The following is a 16410-nucleotide window of genomic DNA, read 5'->3' as shown; positions in this document are numbered from 1 at the left end:
CTCCACCGAACGGGGCTTGCAGTCAGTGACCCCGTCTCCCTGGCGGCGAGCGCGCGGCCTACTCCTCCCGGTCACCGGCGCGCTATACTTGTTTGTGACACAGTATGGCACCGAGTGGCGGCGGCGTCAATCGCCGGCGGGCCGTTCCCGGCTGCCCCGGTGTGGCGGCCTGGGCTTGTGAGAAGTTTGACAGACACGGGGCAAATCACTATACTTTCTTACTCGGTTGGCCCGACGGAGCGCCGCGCCGACAACGCTCAAGCCGACGTAGCTCAATTGGCAGAGCAGCTGTTTTGTAAACAGCCGGTTGCGGGTTCGAGTCCCACCGTCGGCTCCATATGGGGAGGTTCCCGAGCGGCCAAAGGGGCCTGGCTGTAAACCAGGTGCGTAATGCTTCGGGGGTTCGAATCCCTCCCTCCCCACCTGGCCCGTCATGCGTGATGGGCCTTTTCCCCATTATGGGGCCCGCGTCGCTCCGCGGGTGCGCGTTGGATCTCAGGTGTATGACGTGTGAGCATCGGCAAGTCGGCCTGGATCGGGTAAGGCGTTAGCGGGGAGCGGAAGCGCTCGACCCGCGTTGTTGTACGCGCCTGATGCGGGCCGCCTCGTACGCGGAGGTTACAAGAAGCCGTGGCGAAGCAGAAGTTTGAGCGGACGAAGCCGCATGTGAACATTGGGACGATTGGGCACGTCGACCACGGGAAGACGACGACGACGGCGGCGATCACGAAGGTGTTGGCGCTCAAGGGCGGGGCGAGCTTCCGCTCGTTCGACTCGATTGACAACGCGCCGGAGGAGCGGCAGCGGGGGATCACCATCGCGATTTCGCACGTGGAGTATGAGACCGAGAAGCGCCACTACGCGCACGTGGACTGTCCGGGGCATGCCGACTACATCAAGAACATGATCACCGGGGCGGCGCAGATGGACGGGGCGATTTTGGTGGTGAGCGCTCCGGACGGGCCGATGCCCCAGACGCGGGAGCACATTCTGCTGGCGCGGCAGGTGGAAGTGCCGGCGATGGTGGTGTTCCTGAACAAGGTGGACATGATGGACGACCCGGAGTTGCTGGAGCTGGTGGAGCTCGAGGTGCGCGAGCTGCTGAGCCAGTATGGTTTTCCGGGGGATGAGGTGCCGATCGTGCGCGGCTCGGCGCTGGCGGCGTTGGAGTCGAGCTCGCAGGATCCGAATGCGCCGGAGTATGCGCCGATTCTGGAGCTGATGCAGGCGGTAGATGATTACATTCCGACGCCGCAGCGGGCGGTGGACCAGCCGTTCCTGATGCCGATTGAGGATGTGTTTGGCATCAAGGGGCGGGGCACGGTGGTGACCGGGCGCATTGAGCGTGGGCGGATCAAGCCGGGGGACACGGTGGAGATCGTGGGGCTGCGCGAGACGCGCCAGGTGGTGGTCACCGGTGTGGAGATGTTCCAGAAGACGCTGGATGAGGGTGTCGCTGGGGACAATGTGGGCTGCCTGCTGCGGGGTGTCGACCGGGATGAGGTCGAGCGGGGGCAGGTGCTGGCGGCGCCGAAGTCGATCACGCCGCACACGAAGTTTGCGGCCGAGGTGTATGTGTTGAGCAAGGAGGAGGGGGGGCGGCACACGCCGTTCTTCCCGGGGTATCGGCCGCAGTTCTACATTCGGACGACGGATGTGACCGGCGAGATCCAGCTGCCCGAGGGGGTAGAGATGGTGATGCCGGGGGACAACGTGCAGATGCGGGTGGAGCTGATCCAGCCGGTGGCGATCGAGGCGGGGCTGCGCTTTGCCATTCGCGAGGGTGGCCGCACGGTGGGTGCCGGCGTCGTCACCGAGATCATCGAGTAGCTGACGGTGTGGCGGGGGCCCGCCGGGTGAGCTGGCGGGCCCTCGCATCCAGCACGGGGATGTGGTATCATGGCCAAGAAGGCGAAGGCCGACCGGCACGTCATCACGCTCGAGTGCACCGAGTGCCGAGAGCGGAACTACACGACGCAGAAGAATCGGCGGAACGATCCCGGGCGGCTTGAGCTGAAAAAGTTCTGCCCACGTTGTCGGTGCGTTCGGTTGCACCGCGAGACGCGCTAAGCGCCGCGCGCTCAGGCGCGGCACGCAGCACAGGGTCGTAGCTCAACTGGTAGAGCAGCGGTCTCCAAAACCGCAGGTTGCGGGTTCGAGTCCTGCCGGCCCTGCCGCTTCCCCCATCGGGGAGAAGCCGACGCGCTGCGAGTGCCCAGTGGGGAGTCGTAGTGGGGCAGAGCCGATGGGCTCCGCCCTTTTGTCTGCCATCAGCGTGCGGGCTCGTCTCGTCCGGGCAGCAGCGCGGCTCTCATGAGGAAGGATGCATGGCGACGAGGACACGAACGCGAGCGAATGAACCGCAGCCGCGAGCCCGGGTCGCAGCGCTGCAGCGGGTCGCGCGTGACACCGTGGCCGAGATGAAGAAGATCACCTGGCCCGACCGCGAGACGACCCGAAACCTGACCCTGGTCGTCATTGCGATCTCGGTCGTCCTCGGGTTGCTGCTAGGCGGGGTGGACGCGGCCTTCGTTCGACTCTGGAGCATCTTCTAGGAGGTCGCAAATGACGGCACGAACGCTTCGCGCGCGCCTGGCGCGGCGGCGCGAAGAGGAAGCCATGGCCGAGGGGGCCGGCGAGCAGCGGGGCCAATGGTACGTGGTGCACACGTACTCGGGTTACGAGAACAAGGTCCGCCAGAACCTGCTCCACCGGATCGAGACCATGGACATGGCCGACAAGATCTTCGAGGTCGTCGTGCCGACTCAGGAAGAGGTCGAGATCCGCTCCGGCCAGCGCCATAGTGTGCAGCGCAAGGTCTTCCCCGGCTACGTGCTGGTCCGGATGATCATGGACGACGATTCCTGGTACGTCGTCCGCAACACCCCCGGTGTCACCGGCTTCGTCGGCATGGGCAACAAGCCGACGCCGCTGGGCGAGGACGAGGTCCAGGCCATCATGCGCGGCATGGAGGCAGAGGCGCCTCGGGTCAAGGTGTCGCTGGCGGTTGGCGATGTGGTCCGCATCATCGACGGGCCGTTCAGCGACTTCCGCGGCACTGTGGATGAGATCGACCAGGAGAAGGGTAAGGTTCGGGTGCTCGTGTCGTTCTTCGGGCGCGAGACCCCGGTGACGCTGGACTTCCTTCAGGTCGAGCGCGAAGCGTAGGGTTAGCGGATAGACCCGCCGGCCGGTGCCGGCGGGTTGTGCATGTGGGAGGGGTTGATCCCCGTTCGGACCACCAGGGAGGATTGACGTACCGTGGCTAAGAAGGTCCGCGCGTACATCAAGTTGCAGATTCCGGCCGGGAAGGCGACCCCGGCTCCCCCGATCGGCCCGGCCCTCGGTCAGCACGGCGTGGCCATCATGAACTTCTGCAAGGAGTACAACGAGCGCACCGCCCATCTGGCCGGGCAGATCATCCCCGTGGTGATCACGGTCTACGAGGACCGCTCGTTCACCTTCGTCACCAAGACGCCGCCGGCTGCTGACCTGCTGCGCCGGGCTGCGGGGATCGAAAAGGGTTCCGGTGACGTGATCCGCAACAAGGTGGGCCGGGTCACGCGGGACCAGATCCGCGAGATCGCCGAGATCAAGATGCCCGACCTCAACGCGGTTGACCTCGAAGGCGCGATGAAGCAGATCGAGGGCTCCGCGCGGAGCATGGGGATCGAGGTCGTCGACTAGCCCGGTCGTTCCGGCTGGGATGTCGCAGGTGTGGGAGGGGCCAGCGCCCCGCCAGGACCACGAGGAGCACAAGAATGCCCAAGCGAGGGAAGAAGTATCTCGAGGCAGCCAAGCTGATCGAGCGTGGCCGTCTCTATACGCCGGCAGAAGCCGTCGCCCTGGTCAAGAAGACGGCCTTCGCCGACTTCGATGAGACAATCGAAGCCCACTTCCGGCTCGGCATCGATCCGCGCCAGGCGGATCAGAACGTGCGCAGCACCGTCGTCCTGCCCCATGGTACGGGGAAGGAGCCGCGCGTGCTGGTCTTCGCCGCCGGTGAGGCGGTGCGCATCGCGCAGGAGGCCGGCGCCGATTACGTGGGCAGTGACGATCTGGTCAAGAAGATCCAGGACGGCTGGCTCGAATTCGACGCGACGATCGCCATGGCGGACCAGATGGGCAAGGTCGGTGGCCTGGGTCGCATCCTCGGCCGGCGCGGCCTGATGCCCAACCCGCGCTCCGGTACGGTCGTGCGGTCAGCGGAGGATCTGCCGGCGGTCATCCAGGAGCTGAAGCGCGGCCGGGTTGAGTTCCGCAACGACCGCACGGGGCTGATCCACGCCGTGATCGGCAAGGAGAGCTTCGAGGACCAGCAGTTGGTCGAGAACCTCTACGCCCTGGTGGACGCCGTGATGCGGGCGAAGCCGGCGGCCGTCAAGGGCACGTATTGCCGCTCGATCACGCTGACGAGTACAATGGGCCCCGGCGTCCCGGTCGACGTTGCGAAGGCAACGGAGGAGGCGTCGAACTTCGCCGCCTAGCCGCTACGCGGCCCGGCCGCCGGACACCAATCGGATAGCCGACGTGCGCCGAAGACCGCTGGGGTGCGTGAGCACTTAATCATCCAGCCGAGGCGCGCGGGAAGTGACCACCGACGCGGGCTGTCCCGCGCTGTGCCTGGTGATTCCGCCCCGCGCCTCACGGCGCGGGGTTCTTGTTTGGTCGGGACACTGAACACACAAAACGGGACGGAGAGGAGGTGAAGACGGTGCCTACCCCCAAGAAGGTGCAAGAGGTCGAAGAGATCAGCCAGTTGCTCTCCAGCGCGACGCTCTCGATCCTGACCGACTATCGCGGTCTGAACGTGGCGGACATGCAGGGCCTGCGGGCGCAACTGCGGCCGCATCAATCGAACATCCGCGTCGTCAAGAACACGCTGACCGCGATCGCGGCGGAGCGTGTGGGGCTGCAGGAGCTGCACCCGCTCCTGGAAGGGCCGACTGCCCTGGTGGTCGCGATGGACGACCCTGTGCAGCCGGCGAAGATCATCAACGACTTCGTGCGGACGTCCCGCATCCTCCAGATCAAGGGCGCGGTGCTGGAGGGGCAGGTCATTCCGGCTGCCGAGGTCGAGCGCCTGGCGACGCTCCCGCCACGGGAGGTGCTGCTCGGCAAGGTCGTCGGAGGGCTGCAGTCGCCGCTGTACGGCCTGGTGGGCGTGCTGGCTGGCACGATCCGCTCGCTGCAGTACGTGCTCCAGGCACGTGCCGAGCAGTTGGGTGGCAGCGAGGCGTCGGCGGCGTAGTAACGGCATAGCGTGCAAGCAGTCGACGGTACAGGCAAGATAGGAGGACCAGACATGGCTGTGGGCCAGGAGAAGATGGAAGAACTGATCAGCACCATCGAGCAGATGACGGTGCTGGAGCTGTCCCAGCTCGTCAAGGCGCTCGAGGAGCGCTTCGGCGTGACCGCTGCTGCGCCGGTCGCGGTGGCGGCGGCGCCGGGCGCTGCGGGTGGGGATGCCGCGGCGGCCGAGGCCGAGGAGAAGACGCAGTTCGACGTGGTGCTGGCTGATGTCGGCCCGAACAAGATCCAGGTCATCAAGGCGGTCCGCGAGCTGACCAACCTGGGCCTCAAGGAGGCGAAGGATCTGGTCGAGGCCGCGCCGAAGGCCGTCAAAGAGGGCGTGTCCAAGGAGGAGGCCGAGGCGGCCAAGGCCAAGCTCGAGGAGGCCGGCGCCAAGGTGGAGGTCAAGTAACGACCTTCGCTGGCACTCGCCATGCGAGCCACAGCGGCCCACCCGTGGATACGTCCGCGGTGTGGGCCGCTCCCTTTGTGAGGAGGGGCCCATCTGTGCTATACTGCGCGTAGTTTCGGGGCGTGGCGCAGCCTGGTAGCGCACCGGTATGGGGTACCGGTGGTCGGAGGTTCGAATCCTCTCGCCCCGACCAAACATCTTGAATATCCGGGCGAGTGCGTCGCCTCCGCACCCCGGCGTGGGACTCCCCAGTCAGACGAGCGGAGAGTGGGGATATGGAGAGCGCGTCGCGCAGGGCGCGAATCATCATCGCCGACGATGAATCCATCATCCGGATGGATCTGCGCGAGATGCTGACGCACCTCGGCTACGATGTCGTCGGCGAGGCCGCCGATGGGCGGACGGCCATCGAGCTCGCCCAGAAGCTCCATCCGGACCTCGTCGTCCTCGACATCAAGATGCCAGACATGGACGGCATCGAAGCGGCCGAACGGCTGACCCAGAGCCGCATCGCGCCGGTCGTGCTCCTCACCGCCTACAGCGAGCAGAATCTCATCGAGCGTGCGAAGCGAGCAGGAGTCTCCGGGTACCTGGTCAAGCCCTTCCGCGAGAGCGAGTTGATGCCGGTCATCGAACTGGCCCTCGCGCGTTTCCACGACCTTCAGGGGCTGGAGAATGAGGTGGAGCAGCTCAAGGACGCGCTGGAGACGCGCAAGCTGATCGAGCGCGCGAAGGGCATCCTGATGGAGGTCCACGGCCTCAAGGAGGCGGAAGCCTTCAACCGCATGCGGCGCACAAGCATGGACAACCGCAAGTCGATGCGGGAGGTCGCCGAGGCCATCCTCCTCACGCACCAGGTCGAGACCCGGTCCTCTTAGACTACGCCGAGCTCACCCGCAACTCATCATTGGTGCTTTTCAACGTAACGCCGGTAGGCTGCCGCTTGGGCCGCGTGCCCAAACCAGGAGCGCGGCTGGCGCACGAAGCTGCTTCCTGGGGGGCGGCCCTCACCCCCGACCCCTTTCCCAACGTTGGGAGAGGAGAGTTAGTTATGGGTGGACGGGGGCTGCACCGGCCGACGCCGGCCCTCCTGGGAAGGCTCAGTCGTTGCATTGACACGCAGGTTCGTGCCGGGAGTGGGGATCAGGAGCCTGAGCCGGTGGCGCGCTCGAGCTGGACGGTGATCTGGGAGGGCTGCACGCTGCGGACGCGCACGCCGGACGGCACGTCGACCGAGACTCGTTCCTGGTAGAGTCCCGGCTCCTCGATGTCGCCGAGGTCGACAGTGGCCCGGACGGCGCCCTCTTCCAGCGCGTTGATGCGACTGCGCGGGCCTTGCAGGCGTATCTCAACCGTGCCGAGAGTGCCGATGACCGTGAAGCCGTCGGGCACGTCGGTGGCAACCACCGGCACGGCGGGCAGAACCTTGCTGATCTCCGGGTCCTGCTCGCTGGTCACCCAGGCCCACAGCGCGAAGGCGAGGATGAGCGCCAGGATGAACCGGAAGAGGTTCCCGGTGTCGAGGAACTGGCGCAGCCTAGTCAGCACGGGTTGCAGTCCTCGCTCCATCTTCAGGCGCTCGCTCCCGGTTATCGCCCAGGCCGTCGGCGGGCGGTGGTGGCCCGTTCAGCCGCACGCGCCGGCGGATGGTGCGCTCGGGGCGGTCAAGCCGCAGCAGCGTACGCAGGACCTTCCGCAGCCGCTCCGGGTCCAGATTTCGGTAGAGCCGCCCGTTGTGTGCAACCGCGATCTGGCCCGTCTCCTCTGAGACGACGACGGCGATGGCGTCGGACTCCTCGGTGATGCCCATGGCGGCGCGGTGGCGCGTCCCGAGCTGACCGCCGGTGGCAACGTTGTCGCTGAGCGGCAGCACGCAACTCGCCGCGAGGATCCGGTCGTTGCGTACGATGACCGCGCCGTCGTGCAGGGGCGAGTTGGGGTAGAAGATGTTGATCAGGAGCTGCCGAGTTAGCGTGGCGTCGAGTGGCACGCCGCGGTCGACATAGTCCTGCAGCCCGGTCTCACGTTCGATCACGATGAGGGCACCGTAGCGGTGGCGCGATAACTGGACGGCGGCACGCGAGATCTCCTCGACGGTGCTCTCCAGGTCGGTCTCAGCGGCGGCCGTGAAGGGTGGTCGCAACCAGGAGCCGGTGTGACCGAGCTGCTCCAGTGCCCGGCGTAGCTCCGGCTGGAAGACGACCGGCACGGAGATGATGAGCGCCGGGAGTGCCTTGTCGAGCAGCCATTTCAGTGCTGTCAGGTTGAAGATGTTGGCGACACCGACGACCACGACGATCAGGATCAGCAACCCGCGGATCAACTGCGTGGCGCGTGTGCCCTGGGCTACCCAGAGCACGCCGAAGAAGATCAGGGCCACGGCGAAGATGTCGATGATGGCCCGGAAGTCGAGGCGAGTAAAGATCCACGGGAGTTCGGGCATGAGCGGCACCCTGACGACGGACTTGCCCAGCTAGCTGATTGGATTGTACCACGGCGCCATGGCGGATCCTGACGGGGCGCGGCCCGCGGCGGCGCACGTGTTGTTCATAGTTGTCTCTTGGCGAGGGCGGCCAGCGCGGCCTGCTTTGCCTTGATCGCCGGGTCGTCAGGCGCGAGTTGGGCGAGGCGCCCGTAGACTCGCTCGGCCTGCCCGTACTCACCGACGGCGGCGAGGATCTCGCCGAGCCGGTGGTATGGCGTCAGATCCGTCGGATCGAGGGCGATGATCTGGTGGAGCGCAGCGATGGCTTCGTCGTAGTCCTCCTGGGTTCTCGCGATGCGAAAGACCTCCTGGAGCTGTGCCGTGGCCTCCGCGATGCGCCCGTGCTGGACGAAGGTGGCGGCGGCGGCGTGCCGCAGCCCGATGTCTTCGGGCGCCAGGCGGATCATGTAGCCGTAGATCGGCTCGACCTTCTCCCAGTCGCCCATGAGGGTGGCGATCTCGGCGGCGCGGCGCAGGTGAGCGATCGCCTCCGCGACGCGGCCGTGCCGCTCCAGCAACTGCGCAAGGGTGAAGAGTTCGCGGAGGGCTTCTGCCAGCCGGCCGCGCTTGAGATGGATATCGACCAGCCGCTCGCGCAGCGGGAGGTGGCTCGGAGCGATGCGCACCATCGTCTCGAGGGTTTTTTCCGCCTCGGCGTGCCGCCCGGCGGCCTCCTCCTGCTCGCGCAACGCATCGAGCTTTGCGAGGGCTTCGGCCGTCTCGCCGGCGCGGCCCACCAGTTCGGCGTGGGCACGGGCGTACCGATGGGTGTCCGGGTACTGCCCCATGAGTCGCTCGTAGACAGCGAGGGCCTCCTGGAACTCACCACGCTCGACGAGCAGGTTGGCGAGGCTCTCACCGAGAGATGCCGCCGTCGCTGGAGGATCGAAGAGGGGATTCTCCGACACGAAGGCCGCGACGTCGGGGTGCGCCGCCAGGTCGAAGGCAGCCCGGAGTGGCGGGAGCACGGTTGCGGAGTCAGCGTCCGGACCCAGGGCGCGGAGCGAGCACACCGCCGCAACGAAGGCACTGACGCGGTCGGCCGGCCGGAAGCCCGCGAGCCGGGCGGTGACCTCGCGCGAGTCACCCACGGCCAGCGCGAGCAGCGCGCGCAGCACGGGCATGGCCGTGCCCTCCGGCAACACCGCTGCCACGTCGCTCTACAGGCGCTGGGCCTCGATCCGGTCCACGCGCCCGGCGGCAGCGTCCCGAGCCAGCCGCGCGATGAGGGACCACTGCGTCTTCGCACCTGTCGCGGCGGCGACGGCCAGCGCAGCCACAAATGAGGCCGGGTCGTGTCCCACATCTTGGGTCAGATCGGCTGCCTCGGCCACCTGGCCGGAGCGGAGCAGTTCACGGACGTAGGTGAGGCGGGCGACCGAGCTACCGGGCGCCTGGGCGTGCCACTCGCGGGCGAGATCGAGCGCACCCGCTGCGTCTCCGGCCTCCAACAGGGCGGCGGTGGCAGCCGGTACGTAGGTGTCGCTGAGCGACGCGTCGCCGGCGGCCAGCGCGGCTCGTGCCAGAGCCAGGACGTTGTCCAGCGTGGGAGCGGCGTGCGCGACCACGCGCGCAAGGGCCAGGTCATGCTCGGTCTCGCTGCGCAGCGCCGCGAGCCTGCGGATCGTGGCGGCCAGCGCCAGCGCTTTGGCCTGGCGCTGTGTGGCGACGAGGAGTTCGGCGTGGCGTACGAAGATGGAGAGATCGTCCGGGGCGAGCGTCTCGGCGTAGACGGTCAGATCGAGCGCGCTCTCAAGGCGCCCTCGTGCCACGTCCGCATCTGCTTCGGCCATCACACGGGCGGCAGCCGGTGGAAGGCGGTTCGTGTGAGGGAAGGGGCCGATCGTCAGCGGGTCGAGCCGCGCCCCACGGCGCGGCCGCTTCCGTGAGGGTGCCTCCACGGCCGCTCGCTCTTCCGCGTGTCCGTCAGCGGCCCGCAGCGCGGCCTGGGCACGGGCTCCCCAGGTGGCGTCGATCGTCGCGACCTGGAGCAGCGTCCGTCCGTCCGTGTCTCCATGGCGGAGCAGGACCTCACCGAGCAGCACGCGCGCGTCGGCGCCCGGGTATCCGGCCTCGATAGCGGCCCGGAGCAAGGGGATGGCGTCGTCTTCACGGCCGTCGGCGATGAGCGCTGCGGCGTGCTCGATGTTCGCGCGCAATCGCTCGGAGTCGCCCGACACGGACCTCGTCGGGGCGGGCTCGTCGAAGTGCTCCACGGTACCCGGGGTCCTTTCTCCCAACGGTATCGGGCGCCGAGGAAACCCGGCACATTGGCAGTATACGAGCGCAGGCCGCGCCGCTGGATAGTACAAAGGTGCGGAAGTGGTCTGGGACTGCGTGCCCGGTGCCCCCTTACCGGCCGGGGAAGCGCCGGAGAGCGCTCGCGCGGCGCACGCGGTAGTCGCCCGCGGGGATCAGCACGGCGTGGCAGATGCGCGGGTCGCTCAGGCGGGAGGCGACGCGTGGATCGAGCTCGTCGAAGTTGCGGTTGGAGGTGATGATGGTCGGGCGCCGCTCGTTGTAGCGGAAGTTGATGATCTGGAACAGCTTCTCGCGGGCCCACGGGGTCGTGTGCTCGGTTCCGAGGTCGTCGAGAACCAGGAGGTCGATGGTGCGGATAGCGTTGAAGCGCGCATCATAGGTTGCGCCCTGGTCCGGAGCGAAAGTAGCGCGCAGGTGGTCGAGCAGGTCCGGCACGACCAGGAAGAGGGCGCGCATGCGCTGGTGGGCGATGACGTAGTGCGCCACCGCAGCCGCCAGGTGGGTCTTCCCGCAGCCGTAGCCGCCGAGGAGGAAGAGCCAGCCATCCGGGTTCTCGGCATAGGCGAGCGCCGCCTCGTAGGCCTCACGGACGCCCGGCACGTCCGGATCGAACGTCTCGAAGGTCTGCCCCTCGAACGCGCCCAGGCTGCTCATCTCCGCGATCTCGCGATGCCGCCGCTCCTCACGTTCGGCGATCTTGCACTCGCAGGGGATGAGCCGCCCGAAGTTGGGACTGCCCACTGGTGCGTCGACCCGCAGGAAGCCAGCCCCCTTGCAGATGGGGCAGCTATCGTCGTCGCCGGAAGATGGGGGCATGTTTACCGCGGAGGTGCCTCTCCGGGTCGAAAGCTGTCGCAGGACGTCCAGATCGCCGATCCGCTTCATCGCCACGCCCCTCGGTGGCCCAGCGCTCCAGGATCCGCTGGATGTATCGCCATTGTCGCCGATTGTAGCTTACCGCTTCCTGGATGGCGTCTTCAATCCACTGCTCCGGGTAGAGCTCCAGCGCCTCGATCAACTGGTCCGCGATGATGGGGGTCACGAGCCCGACGTTCTGCTCGTAGAGCCGGAACACGTTGGGCCGCTCCCGCTCCACCCGCAGAGACGGCTCGCGGGCGCCGACGGCAGGGGGCAGCGGCGCGAGTCCCTGCTCGAACAGGCCCAGCCGCAGGCGGTTCTCCGGCGTTGCCGGCATCAGCCAGGCTTCCCCGCCGTCGTCTCCAACGACCCGGAAGCGCAGCAGCGCGCCGCGTGCGACCGCGAGCTCGATGCCGCGGCGGATGTCGTCGAGCGGCAGGAGCGCCGCCCCGGTCAGGCGCAACCCCTCCAGCAGGTGCTCGTCTGTGTAGAGCGCGCTCTCGGGCACGACACCGTCACGCCAGTCCGGCGAGGCGAGGAGCCGATAGAGGGTCAGCATCACCTTGATCTCGGCGATGTCGCGCATCGCCGGGAGCAGCTCCTCAAAGAACTGGCGAGGGACGGGTATCCTGGCGTCCGGGTCGTTCCCGGCGTCGTGGTGCATCTGAGCCTTCCCAGCCCGTCGTGCTACGACGACGGCTCACGGTAGAGTTCGAGGTCGGCGAACCGCGCGGTGCGATCGAAGAAGCGGAGCGAGATCGTGTCGGTCGGCCCGTTGCGGTGCTTGGCGACGATGATTTCCGCGATGCCCTTCTTCTCAGTATCCGGGTCGTACACGTCCTCGCGGTAGATGAACATGACGATGTCTGCATCCTGCTCGATCGACCCACTCTCGCGGAGGTCCGAGAGCATCGGCCGGTGGTCGGTGCGGGCCTCAACGGCGCGCGAGAGCTGGGAGAGGGCCAGCACCGGGACGTTCAGCTCGCGGGCCAGACCCTTGAGGCTGCGAGAGATGTCGGAGATCTCCTGGACGCGGTTCTCGGCCCGGCGGCCCTGGGCGAGCTGGAGGTAGTCGACGATGATGAGGTCGACGCCGTGCTCGGCCATGAGGCGGCGCGCCTTGCTGCGCAGCTCCATGATGTTGATGCTCGGCGTGTCGTCGATAAAAATCTTGGCCTCCGCCAGCCGGCCGAACGCGCGGGAGATCTGGTCCCACTCGTCGTCGTTGATCAGCCCCAGGCGCAGCCGGTGAGAGTCGACGCCGGTCTCCATCGCGAGGAGGCGCTGGACGAGCTGCTCAGCCGACATCTCGAGGCTGAAGATGGCGACCGTCTTGCCGTACTGCACGGCCGCGTTGTGCGCGATGCCGAGCTGGAACGAGGTCTTCCCGACGGCCGGACGCGCGGCGAGGATGATGAGATCCGAGCGCTGCAGCCCGCCGGTCAGCTTGTCCAGATCGGCAAAGCCGGTCGGCACGCCGACGACGGTGCCGCGCTGGTGCTGGATGGCATCGAGCTTGTCAAAGTAGTGCTCGAGGATCTCGGCGATCGGGGTGAAGTCGCGCGTGCTGCGCCGCTGCGAGACGTCGAAAATGGCCTGCTCGGCCCGCTCCAGCGCCTCGTCGATGTCCAGCGACTCGTCGTAGCCGATGCGGACGATCTCACTCCCGGCCTCGATCAACCGGCGCAGGGTCGCGGTGCGCTCAACGATGCGGCCGTAGTACTCGACGTGCACGGCCGTCGGCACCGCGTTCATGAGTTCGGTGATGTAGGCGACACCACCGACCTCTTCAAGCCGCTCGCGCCGCTCCAACTCGTCGACGACGGTGACGAAGTCGGGCGGCTCGCGGCGGTTGTAGAGGTCGACGATCGCCTGGAAGATCGTCGCGTGGGCGCTTCGGAAGAAGTCTTCAGGCTTGAGGAACGAGGCGACCCTGATCACCGCATCGCGGTCGATCAGGAGGCTGCCCAGGACTGATTGCTCTGCCTCCAGGTTGTGGGGCGGAAGTCGCTCGACCGCCTGCGTGGCCACCGCCTCGCTCCTCGCTCAACCCTAGGACTCGGGCGACTCCTCGCCAGCCGCCTCGTCCTGGGCGCTCGCCGCGCCATCCTCGCCGGCAGCGCTCGCCTCGGCGTCGCCGGCCGCAACCGGTTCGCCGCCCTCGGGAGCGACGACCACCGTCACCGTGGGCCGCAGGCGACCGACGAGGTGCACCGTCACTTGATGCTCCCCAACGGTGCGGATCGGCTCCTCGAGGAGAACCTTGCGCCGGTCGATCTCCTCACCGAACTTAGCGGTGAGCACCTCGGCGATGTCCTGCGCGGTGATGGAGCCGTAGAGCCGCCCCTGCTCGCCGACGCGAGCGAGCATCTGAATGCGCGTGCCCTCGATGCGGTCGGCCAGGGCCTGCTTGGCTCGCTCCTCGCGCTCGAGGCGCCGCGCCGCGGCGGCCAGACGCTGCTCGGCTTCCTTGACGCGGCCTGGGGTCGCCATCTCGGCCAGACCCTGCGGAATCAGATAGTTGCGGGCATACCCTTCGGAGACGTCTGCAATCGCCCCCGCACTCCCCAACTTGGGGACATCCTGCAGGAGGATGACCTTCATGCTGTGATGCCTCTCTGTCGCCGTCGCGGTGCGGCGCGCGGCGCGACCCGCACGGCACTCTGTCAACGAAGACGCGCCGGTCACAAGCGGGACAACCGGCGCCAAAAACAGGTGTTCGCACGTGTACGAACACCACTCCCTCCAACATTATGATACCGAGCGTAGGGGCGGATTGCAATGTAGGCGCGGCATCCGTGCGGTTCTGACGGTCGCTTGCCCGTGCCGAGGGACCGGGAACGCCTCCCACGCCCGGCCGCGATGGAGTTCAGTCGCCCTGGGCAGCCAGGCGGCGGCGCAGCAACTCGTAGAGAGCGATGGAGCCGGCCACTGCGGCGTTGAGGGAATCGACTCTGCCCTGCATCGGGAGCGCCACCTGGACGTCGGCGCGGCGCAGGAGGGTGGGAGCCATGCCCTTCCCCTCGGAGCCGACGACGAGCACGGTCGGCTCGGGCAGGTCAGCGGTGAAGAGGGTCTGGGCCTCGGGGCCGGCCTCCAGGGCGACCACCCAGTAGCCAGCCTCCTGGCACTCTTCCAGCGCGCGCCCGAGGTTGGCAACCAGCGCCACGCGCAGGTGCTCGACTGCCCCGGCCGAGGCATTGACCACGGCCGGCGTCACCCCGGCCGCGCGCCGGTCCGGCAGGAGCAACCCGCCGACGCCCACAGCCTCGGCGGTTCGCATCAGGGTGGCGAGGTTTTGCGGATCCTGGATGTGGTCGAGCGCGAGGATGGGACGCCCCTCAGCCTGCCGGAGCAGGTCGTCGAACCCGACGTACGGGTAGGGGCCGGTCTCCAGGGCGACGCCCTGGTGGTTGACATCCGGCAGCATCTCCGCCAGGTCGCGCTGTGGAAGGTGCTTCACCGGAAGTCGGCGCTTTTCGGCCGCCTGGATGATCGCCGCGACGCGTGGCTGCCGGGCCGAACCTTCGGCGACGAACAGGCGGCGGAGGGAGCGGCGACCGCGCAGGGCCTCCATGACGGCGTTGCGGCCGTAGAGCAGCTCGGTCCCACGCGGTCGCTCGCGCATGGTCACTCCCGTCGCCAGGTGCTGCCCTGGGCGGTGTCCTCGACGCGGATGCCCAGTTCACCCAGCCGCACCCGAATGCGGTCGGCCAGATCCCACAGCCGCTGCTTGCGCAGCTCGGCGCGGACCTCCAGCAGCAGGTCGACGAACGGCTCGATCGCCTCGTCGGTGCGCTGCGTGGTCGTCTCCAGCGTCAGCCCGAGGACGCCGGCAAGCTCCTTGAGGACGCTCTGGGCGTAGGCCACGGCGGCGGCAGGCGCACCGGCGTCGCGCTCGCGGTTGATGGCGCGTGCCAGCTCGAACAGGTGGGACAGCGCCACCGGCGTGTTGAGGTCGTCGTCCATCGCCGCCCGGAACTCAGCCCGGGTCTCGTCCGCTATGCGGGCGAGCGCGTGATCCGGTGCGGTCGCCGGCGCGGTGGCCGGGTCGAAGCCGCGCACGGCGCTCTGCAGGCGCGCCAGGCCGCGGCGGGCCGAGTCCATGGCCTCATCGCTGAAGGTGAGCGGGCTGCGGTAGTGCGAGCTGAGGACCAGGAAGCGGAAGGCCTCGCCGTCGCCCCGTTCCAGCAACTCGCGGATGGTGATGAGGTTCCCCAGCGACTTGCTCATCTTCTCGCCGCCGAGCTGCAGCAGGCCGTTGTGGACCCAGAAGCGCGCCAGCGGCTCCTGGTCGGTGAATGCCTCGGACTGGGCGATCTCATTCTCGTGGTGGGGGAAGATGAGATCGGCACCGCCGCCATGGATGTCGATCCGGTCGCCCAGGTGCCGGTAGATCATCGCGCTGCACTCGATGTGCCATCCGGGGCGACCCGGACCCCAGGGACTGTCCCAGGCTGGCTCGCCCGGTTTGGCACCCTTCCAGAGCGCGAAGTCCATGGGGTTTTCCTTGCGGGGATCCACCTCGATCCGCGCGCCGGCCATCATCTCGTCGAGCGAGCGGTGCGACAGCTTGCCGTAGCCCGGGAAGGAGTCGACGCGGAAGAAGACGTCGCCCCCCTCGACGGCGTAAGCGTGCCCCTCCGCGATCAGCCCCTTGATCATCTCGATGATCGTGTCGATCTCCTGGGTCGCGCGGGGGTAGATCGTAGCGGGCTTGACGTTCAGCCGGGCGGTATCGCGCAGCCAGTCCTCGATCAAGCGCTCGGCCAGCTCGCGGGGTTCAATCCCGAGCGTGGCCGCGCGCTGGATGATCTTGTCGTCGACGTCGGTGAAGTTCTGGGCGTGGATGACCCGGTAGCCCGAGTACTCCAGGTAGCGCCGGAGCACGTCGAAGACGATCGCCGACATCGCGTGACCGATGTGCGCATCGTCGTAGACGGTGGGGCCGCAGACATACATGCGGACCACGCCCGGCTCGATCGGCTCGAACGGGCGCTGCTCTCCGGTGCGGGTGTCGGTCAGTCTCAGCGTCATGCTCGTCTCCTGTTGCGGCGCCGCGGCCGAACTGGCGGGGCGCCGGAATCACAGCCGTCGCCTC

General features: G+C 67.8%; 19 protein-coding genes and 4 tRNA genes. 13 read left to right on the top strand and 10 right to left on the bottom strand.

All coding sequences use genetic code 11. The annotated features are described in order from the left end of the window. The first annotated feature begins 261 nt into the window (after positions 1-261). The 13 genes from STHE_RS08170 to STHE_RS08110 all read left to right on the top strand — a co-directional run bounded on the left by STHE_RS08170 (position 262) and on the right by STHE_RS08110 (position 6582). Positions 262-337: transfer RNA gene (locus STHE_RS08170), tRNA-Thr, on the top strand. A gap of 3 nt (positions 338-340) precedes the next feature. Beyond that, a tRNA-Tyr gene (locus STHE_RS08165) sits at positions 341-422 on the top strand. A gap of 208 nt (positions 423-630) precedes the next feature. After that, complete coding sequence (tuf, locus tag STHE_RS08160; RefSeq protein ID WP_012872092.1) at positions 631-1830, top strand: elongation factor Tu; 1200 nt, start codon at positions 631-633, stop codon at positions 1828-1830. A gap of 69 nt (positions 1831-1899) precedes the next feature. Beyond that, positions 1900-2070, top strand: coding sequence for a 50S ribosomal protein L33 (gene rpmG / locus STHE_RS08155; RefSeq protein WP_012872091.1), 171 nt, complete (start codon positions 1900-1902; stop codon positions 2068-2070). A 31-nt stretch (positions 2071-2101) separates the two neighbouring features. Beyond that, positions 2102-2174: transfer RNA gene (locus tag STHE_RS08150), tRNA-Trp, on the top strand. Positions 2175-2327: 153 nt separating this feature from the next. Further along, entirely contained in the window at positions 2328-2555 is a 228-nt protein-coding gene (secE, locus tag STHE_RS08145) for a preprotein translocase subunit SecE (RefSeq protein WP_012872090.1), read from the top strand. Positions 2556-2619: 64 nt separating this feature from the next. Next, positions 2620-3168: a transcription termination/antitermination protein NusG gene (gene nusG / locus STHE_RS08140; protein WP_041399813.1), complete on the top strand. Its 549-nt coding sequence runs from the start codon at positions 2620-2622 to the stop codon at positions 3166-3168. Between the two features lie 93 nt (positions 3169-3261). Next, positions 3262-3687 carry a 50S ribosomal protein L11 gene (rplK, locus tag STHE_RS08135; protein WP_012872088.1) on the top strand — a complete coding sequence of 142 codons (426 nt, stop codon included), beginning with the start codon at positions 3262-3264 and terminating at the stop codon, positions 3685-3687. Positions 3688-3761: 74 nt separating this feature from the next. Beyond that, positions 3762-4487, top strand: a complete 726-nt coding sequence (rplA, locus tag STHE_RS08130) for a 50S ribosomal protein L1 (RefSeq protein ID WP_012872087.1) — start codon at positions 3762-3764, stop codon at positions 4485-4487. 227 nt (positions 4488-4714) lie between these two features. Beyond that, positions 4715-5251, top strand: coding sequence for a 50S ribosomal protein L10 (gene rplJ, locus STHE_RS08125; RefSeq protein WP_012872086.1), 537 nt, complete (start codon positions 4715-4717; stop codon positions 5249-5251). A 54-nt stretch (positions 5252-5305) separates the two neighbouring features. Then, the gene (gene rplL, locus STHE_RS08120; protein ID WP_012872085.1) at positions 5306-5704 is read left to right on the top strand and encodes a 50S ribosomal protein L7/L12; all 399 of its coding nucleotides are present in this window, start codon (positions 5306-5308) and stop codon (positions 5702-5704) included. A gap of 116 nt (positions 5705-5820) precedes the next feature. Then, positions 5821-5897, top strand: a tRNA-Pro gene (locus STHE_RS08115). An 82-nt stretch (positions 5898-5979) separates the two neighbouring features. Then, positions 5980-6582, top strand: coding sequence for an ANTAR domain-containing response regulator (locus STHE_RS08110; RefSeq protein ID WP_012872084.1), 603 nt, complete (start codon positions 5980-5982; stop codon positions 6580-6582). Positions 6583-6847: 265 nt separating this feature from the next. On the opposite strand, the gene STHE_RS08105 is transcribed toward STHE_RS08110, so the two are convergent. The 10 genes from STHE_RS08105 to cysS form a co-directional block, all read right to left on the bottom strand. After that, complete coding sequence (locus tag STHE_RS08105) at positions 6848-7252, bottom strand: CdaR family protein (protein WP_012872083.1); 405 nt, start codon at positions 7250-7252, stop codon at positions 6848-6850. Next, positions 7242-8147 carry a diadenylate cyclase CdaA gene (cdaA, locus tag STHE_RS08100; protein ID WP_012872082.1) on the bottom strand — a complete coding sequence of 302 codons (906 nt, stop codon included), beginning with the start codon at positions 8145-8147 and terminating at the stop codon, positions 7242-7244. The genes STHE_RS08105 and cdaA overlap by 11 nt, the downstream gene beginning before the upstream one ends. 104 nt (positions 8148-8251) lie before the next feature. Next, the gene (locus STHE_RS08095; RefSeq protein WP_148219938.1) at positions 8252-9343 is read right to left on the bottom strand and encodes a tetratricopeptide repeat protein; all 1092 of its coding nucleotides are present in this window, start codon (positions 9341-9343) and stop codon (positions 8252-8254) included. 6 nt (positions 9344-9349) lie between these two features. Then, entirely contained in the window at positions 9350-10405 is a 1056-nt protein-coding gene (locus STHE_RS08090; protein ID WP_012872080.1) for a tetratricopeptide repeat protein, read from the bottom strand. A 136-nt stretch (positions 10406-10541) separates the two neighbouring features. Next, entirely contained in the window at positions 10542-11192 is a 651-nt protein-coding gene (locus STHE_RS08085; RefSeq protein ID WP_245534852.1) for an ATP-binding protein, read from the bottom strand. Positions 11193-11238: 46 nt separating this feature from the next. Then, on the bottom strand, positions 11239-11973 hold the full coding sequence (locus STHE_RS08080; protein WP_012872078.1) for a DnaD domain-containing protein: 735 nt from the start codon (positions 11971-11973) through the stop codon (positions 11239-11241). A 23-nt stretch (positions 11974-11996) separates the two neighbouring features. Next, entirely contained in the window at positions 11997-13340 is a 1344-nt protein-coding gene (dnaB, locus tag STHE_RS08075; RefSeq protein ID WP_012872077.1) for a replicative DNA helicase, read from the bottom strand. 21 nt (positions 13341-13361) lie between these two features. Then, positions 13362-13913, bottom strand: a complete 552-nt coding sequence (gene rplI / locus STHE_RS08070; RefSeq protein WP_012872076.1) for a 50S ribosomal protein L9 — start codon at positions 13911-13913, stop codon at positions 13362-13364. Between the two features lie 265 nt (positions 13914-14178). Further along, the gene (gene rlmB, locus STHE_RS08065) at positions 14179-14937 is read right to left on the bottom strand and encodes a 23S rRNA (guanosine(2251)-2'-O)-methyltransferase RlmB (RefSeq protein ID WP_012872075.1); all 759 of its coding nucleotides are present in this window, start codon (positions 14935-14937) and stop codon (positions 14179-14181) included. A 2-nt stretch (positions 14938-14939) separates the two neighbouring features. Beyond that, positions 14940-16346 (bottom strand): cysteine--tRNA ligase, encoded by a 1407-nt coding sequence (cysS, locus tag STHE_RS08060; protein ID WP_012872074.1) that lies wholly within the window; start codon positions 16344-16346, stop codon positions 14940-14942. Positions 16347-16410 lie beyond the last annotated feature (64 nt).

This window comes from Sphaerobacter thermophilus DSM 20745, assembly GCF_000024985.1.
GTDB lineage: Bacteria > Chloroflexota > Chloroflexia > Thermomicrobiales > Thermomicrobiaceae > Sphaerobacter > Sphaerobacter thermophilus.
This window is presented reverse-complemented; position numbering and strand designations above follow the sequence as displayed.

Bases quoted from the DNA above. Each gene is read 5' to 3' on its own strand.
- STHE_RS08110 (WP_012872084.1), top strand. From the start codon at position 5,980: ATGGAGAGCGCGTCGCGCAGGGCGCGAATCATCATCGCCGACGATGAA.
- cdaA (WP_012872082.1), bottom strand. From the start codon at position 8,147: ATGCCCGAACTCCCGTGGATCTTTACTCGCCTCGACTTCCGGGCCATC.
- secE (WP_012872090.1), top strand. From the start codon at position 2,328: ATGGCGACGAGGACACGAACGCGAGCGAATGAACCGCAGCCGCGAGCC.
- rpmG (WP_012872091.1), top strand. From the start codon at position 1,900: ATGGCCAAGAAGGCGAAGGCCGACCGGCACGTCATCACGCTCGAGTGC.
- rplI (WP_012872076.1), bottom strand. From the start codon at position 13,913: ATGAAGGTCATCCTCCTGCAGGATGTCCCCAAGTTGGGGAGTGCGGGG.
- rplA (WP_012872087.1), top strand. From the start codon at position 3,762: ATGCCCAAGCGAGGGAAGAAGTATCTCGAGGCAGCCAAGCTGATCGAG.
- nusG (WP_041399813.1), top strand. From the start codon at position 2,620: ATGGCCGAGGGGGCCGGCGAGCAGCGGGGCCAATGGTACGTGGTGCAC.
- rlmB (WP_012872075.1), bottom strand. From the start codon at position 14,937: ATGCGCGAGCGACCGCGTGGGACCGAGCTGCTCTACGGCCGCAACGCC.
- STHE_RS08080 (WP_012872078.1), bottom strand. From the start codon at position 11,973: ATGCACCACGACGCCGGGAACGACCCGGACGCCAGGATACCCGTCCCT.
- rplL (WP_012872085.1), top strand. From the start codon at position 5,306: ATGGCTGTGGGCCAGGAGAAGATGGAAGAACTGATCAGCACCATCGAG.
- cysS (WP_012872074.1), bottom strand. From the start codon at position 16,346: ATGACGCTGAGACTGACCGACACCCGCACCGGAGAGCAGCGCCCGTTC.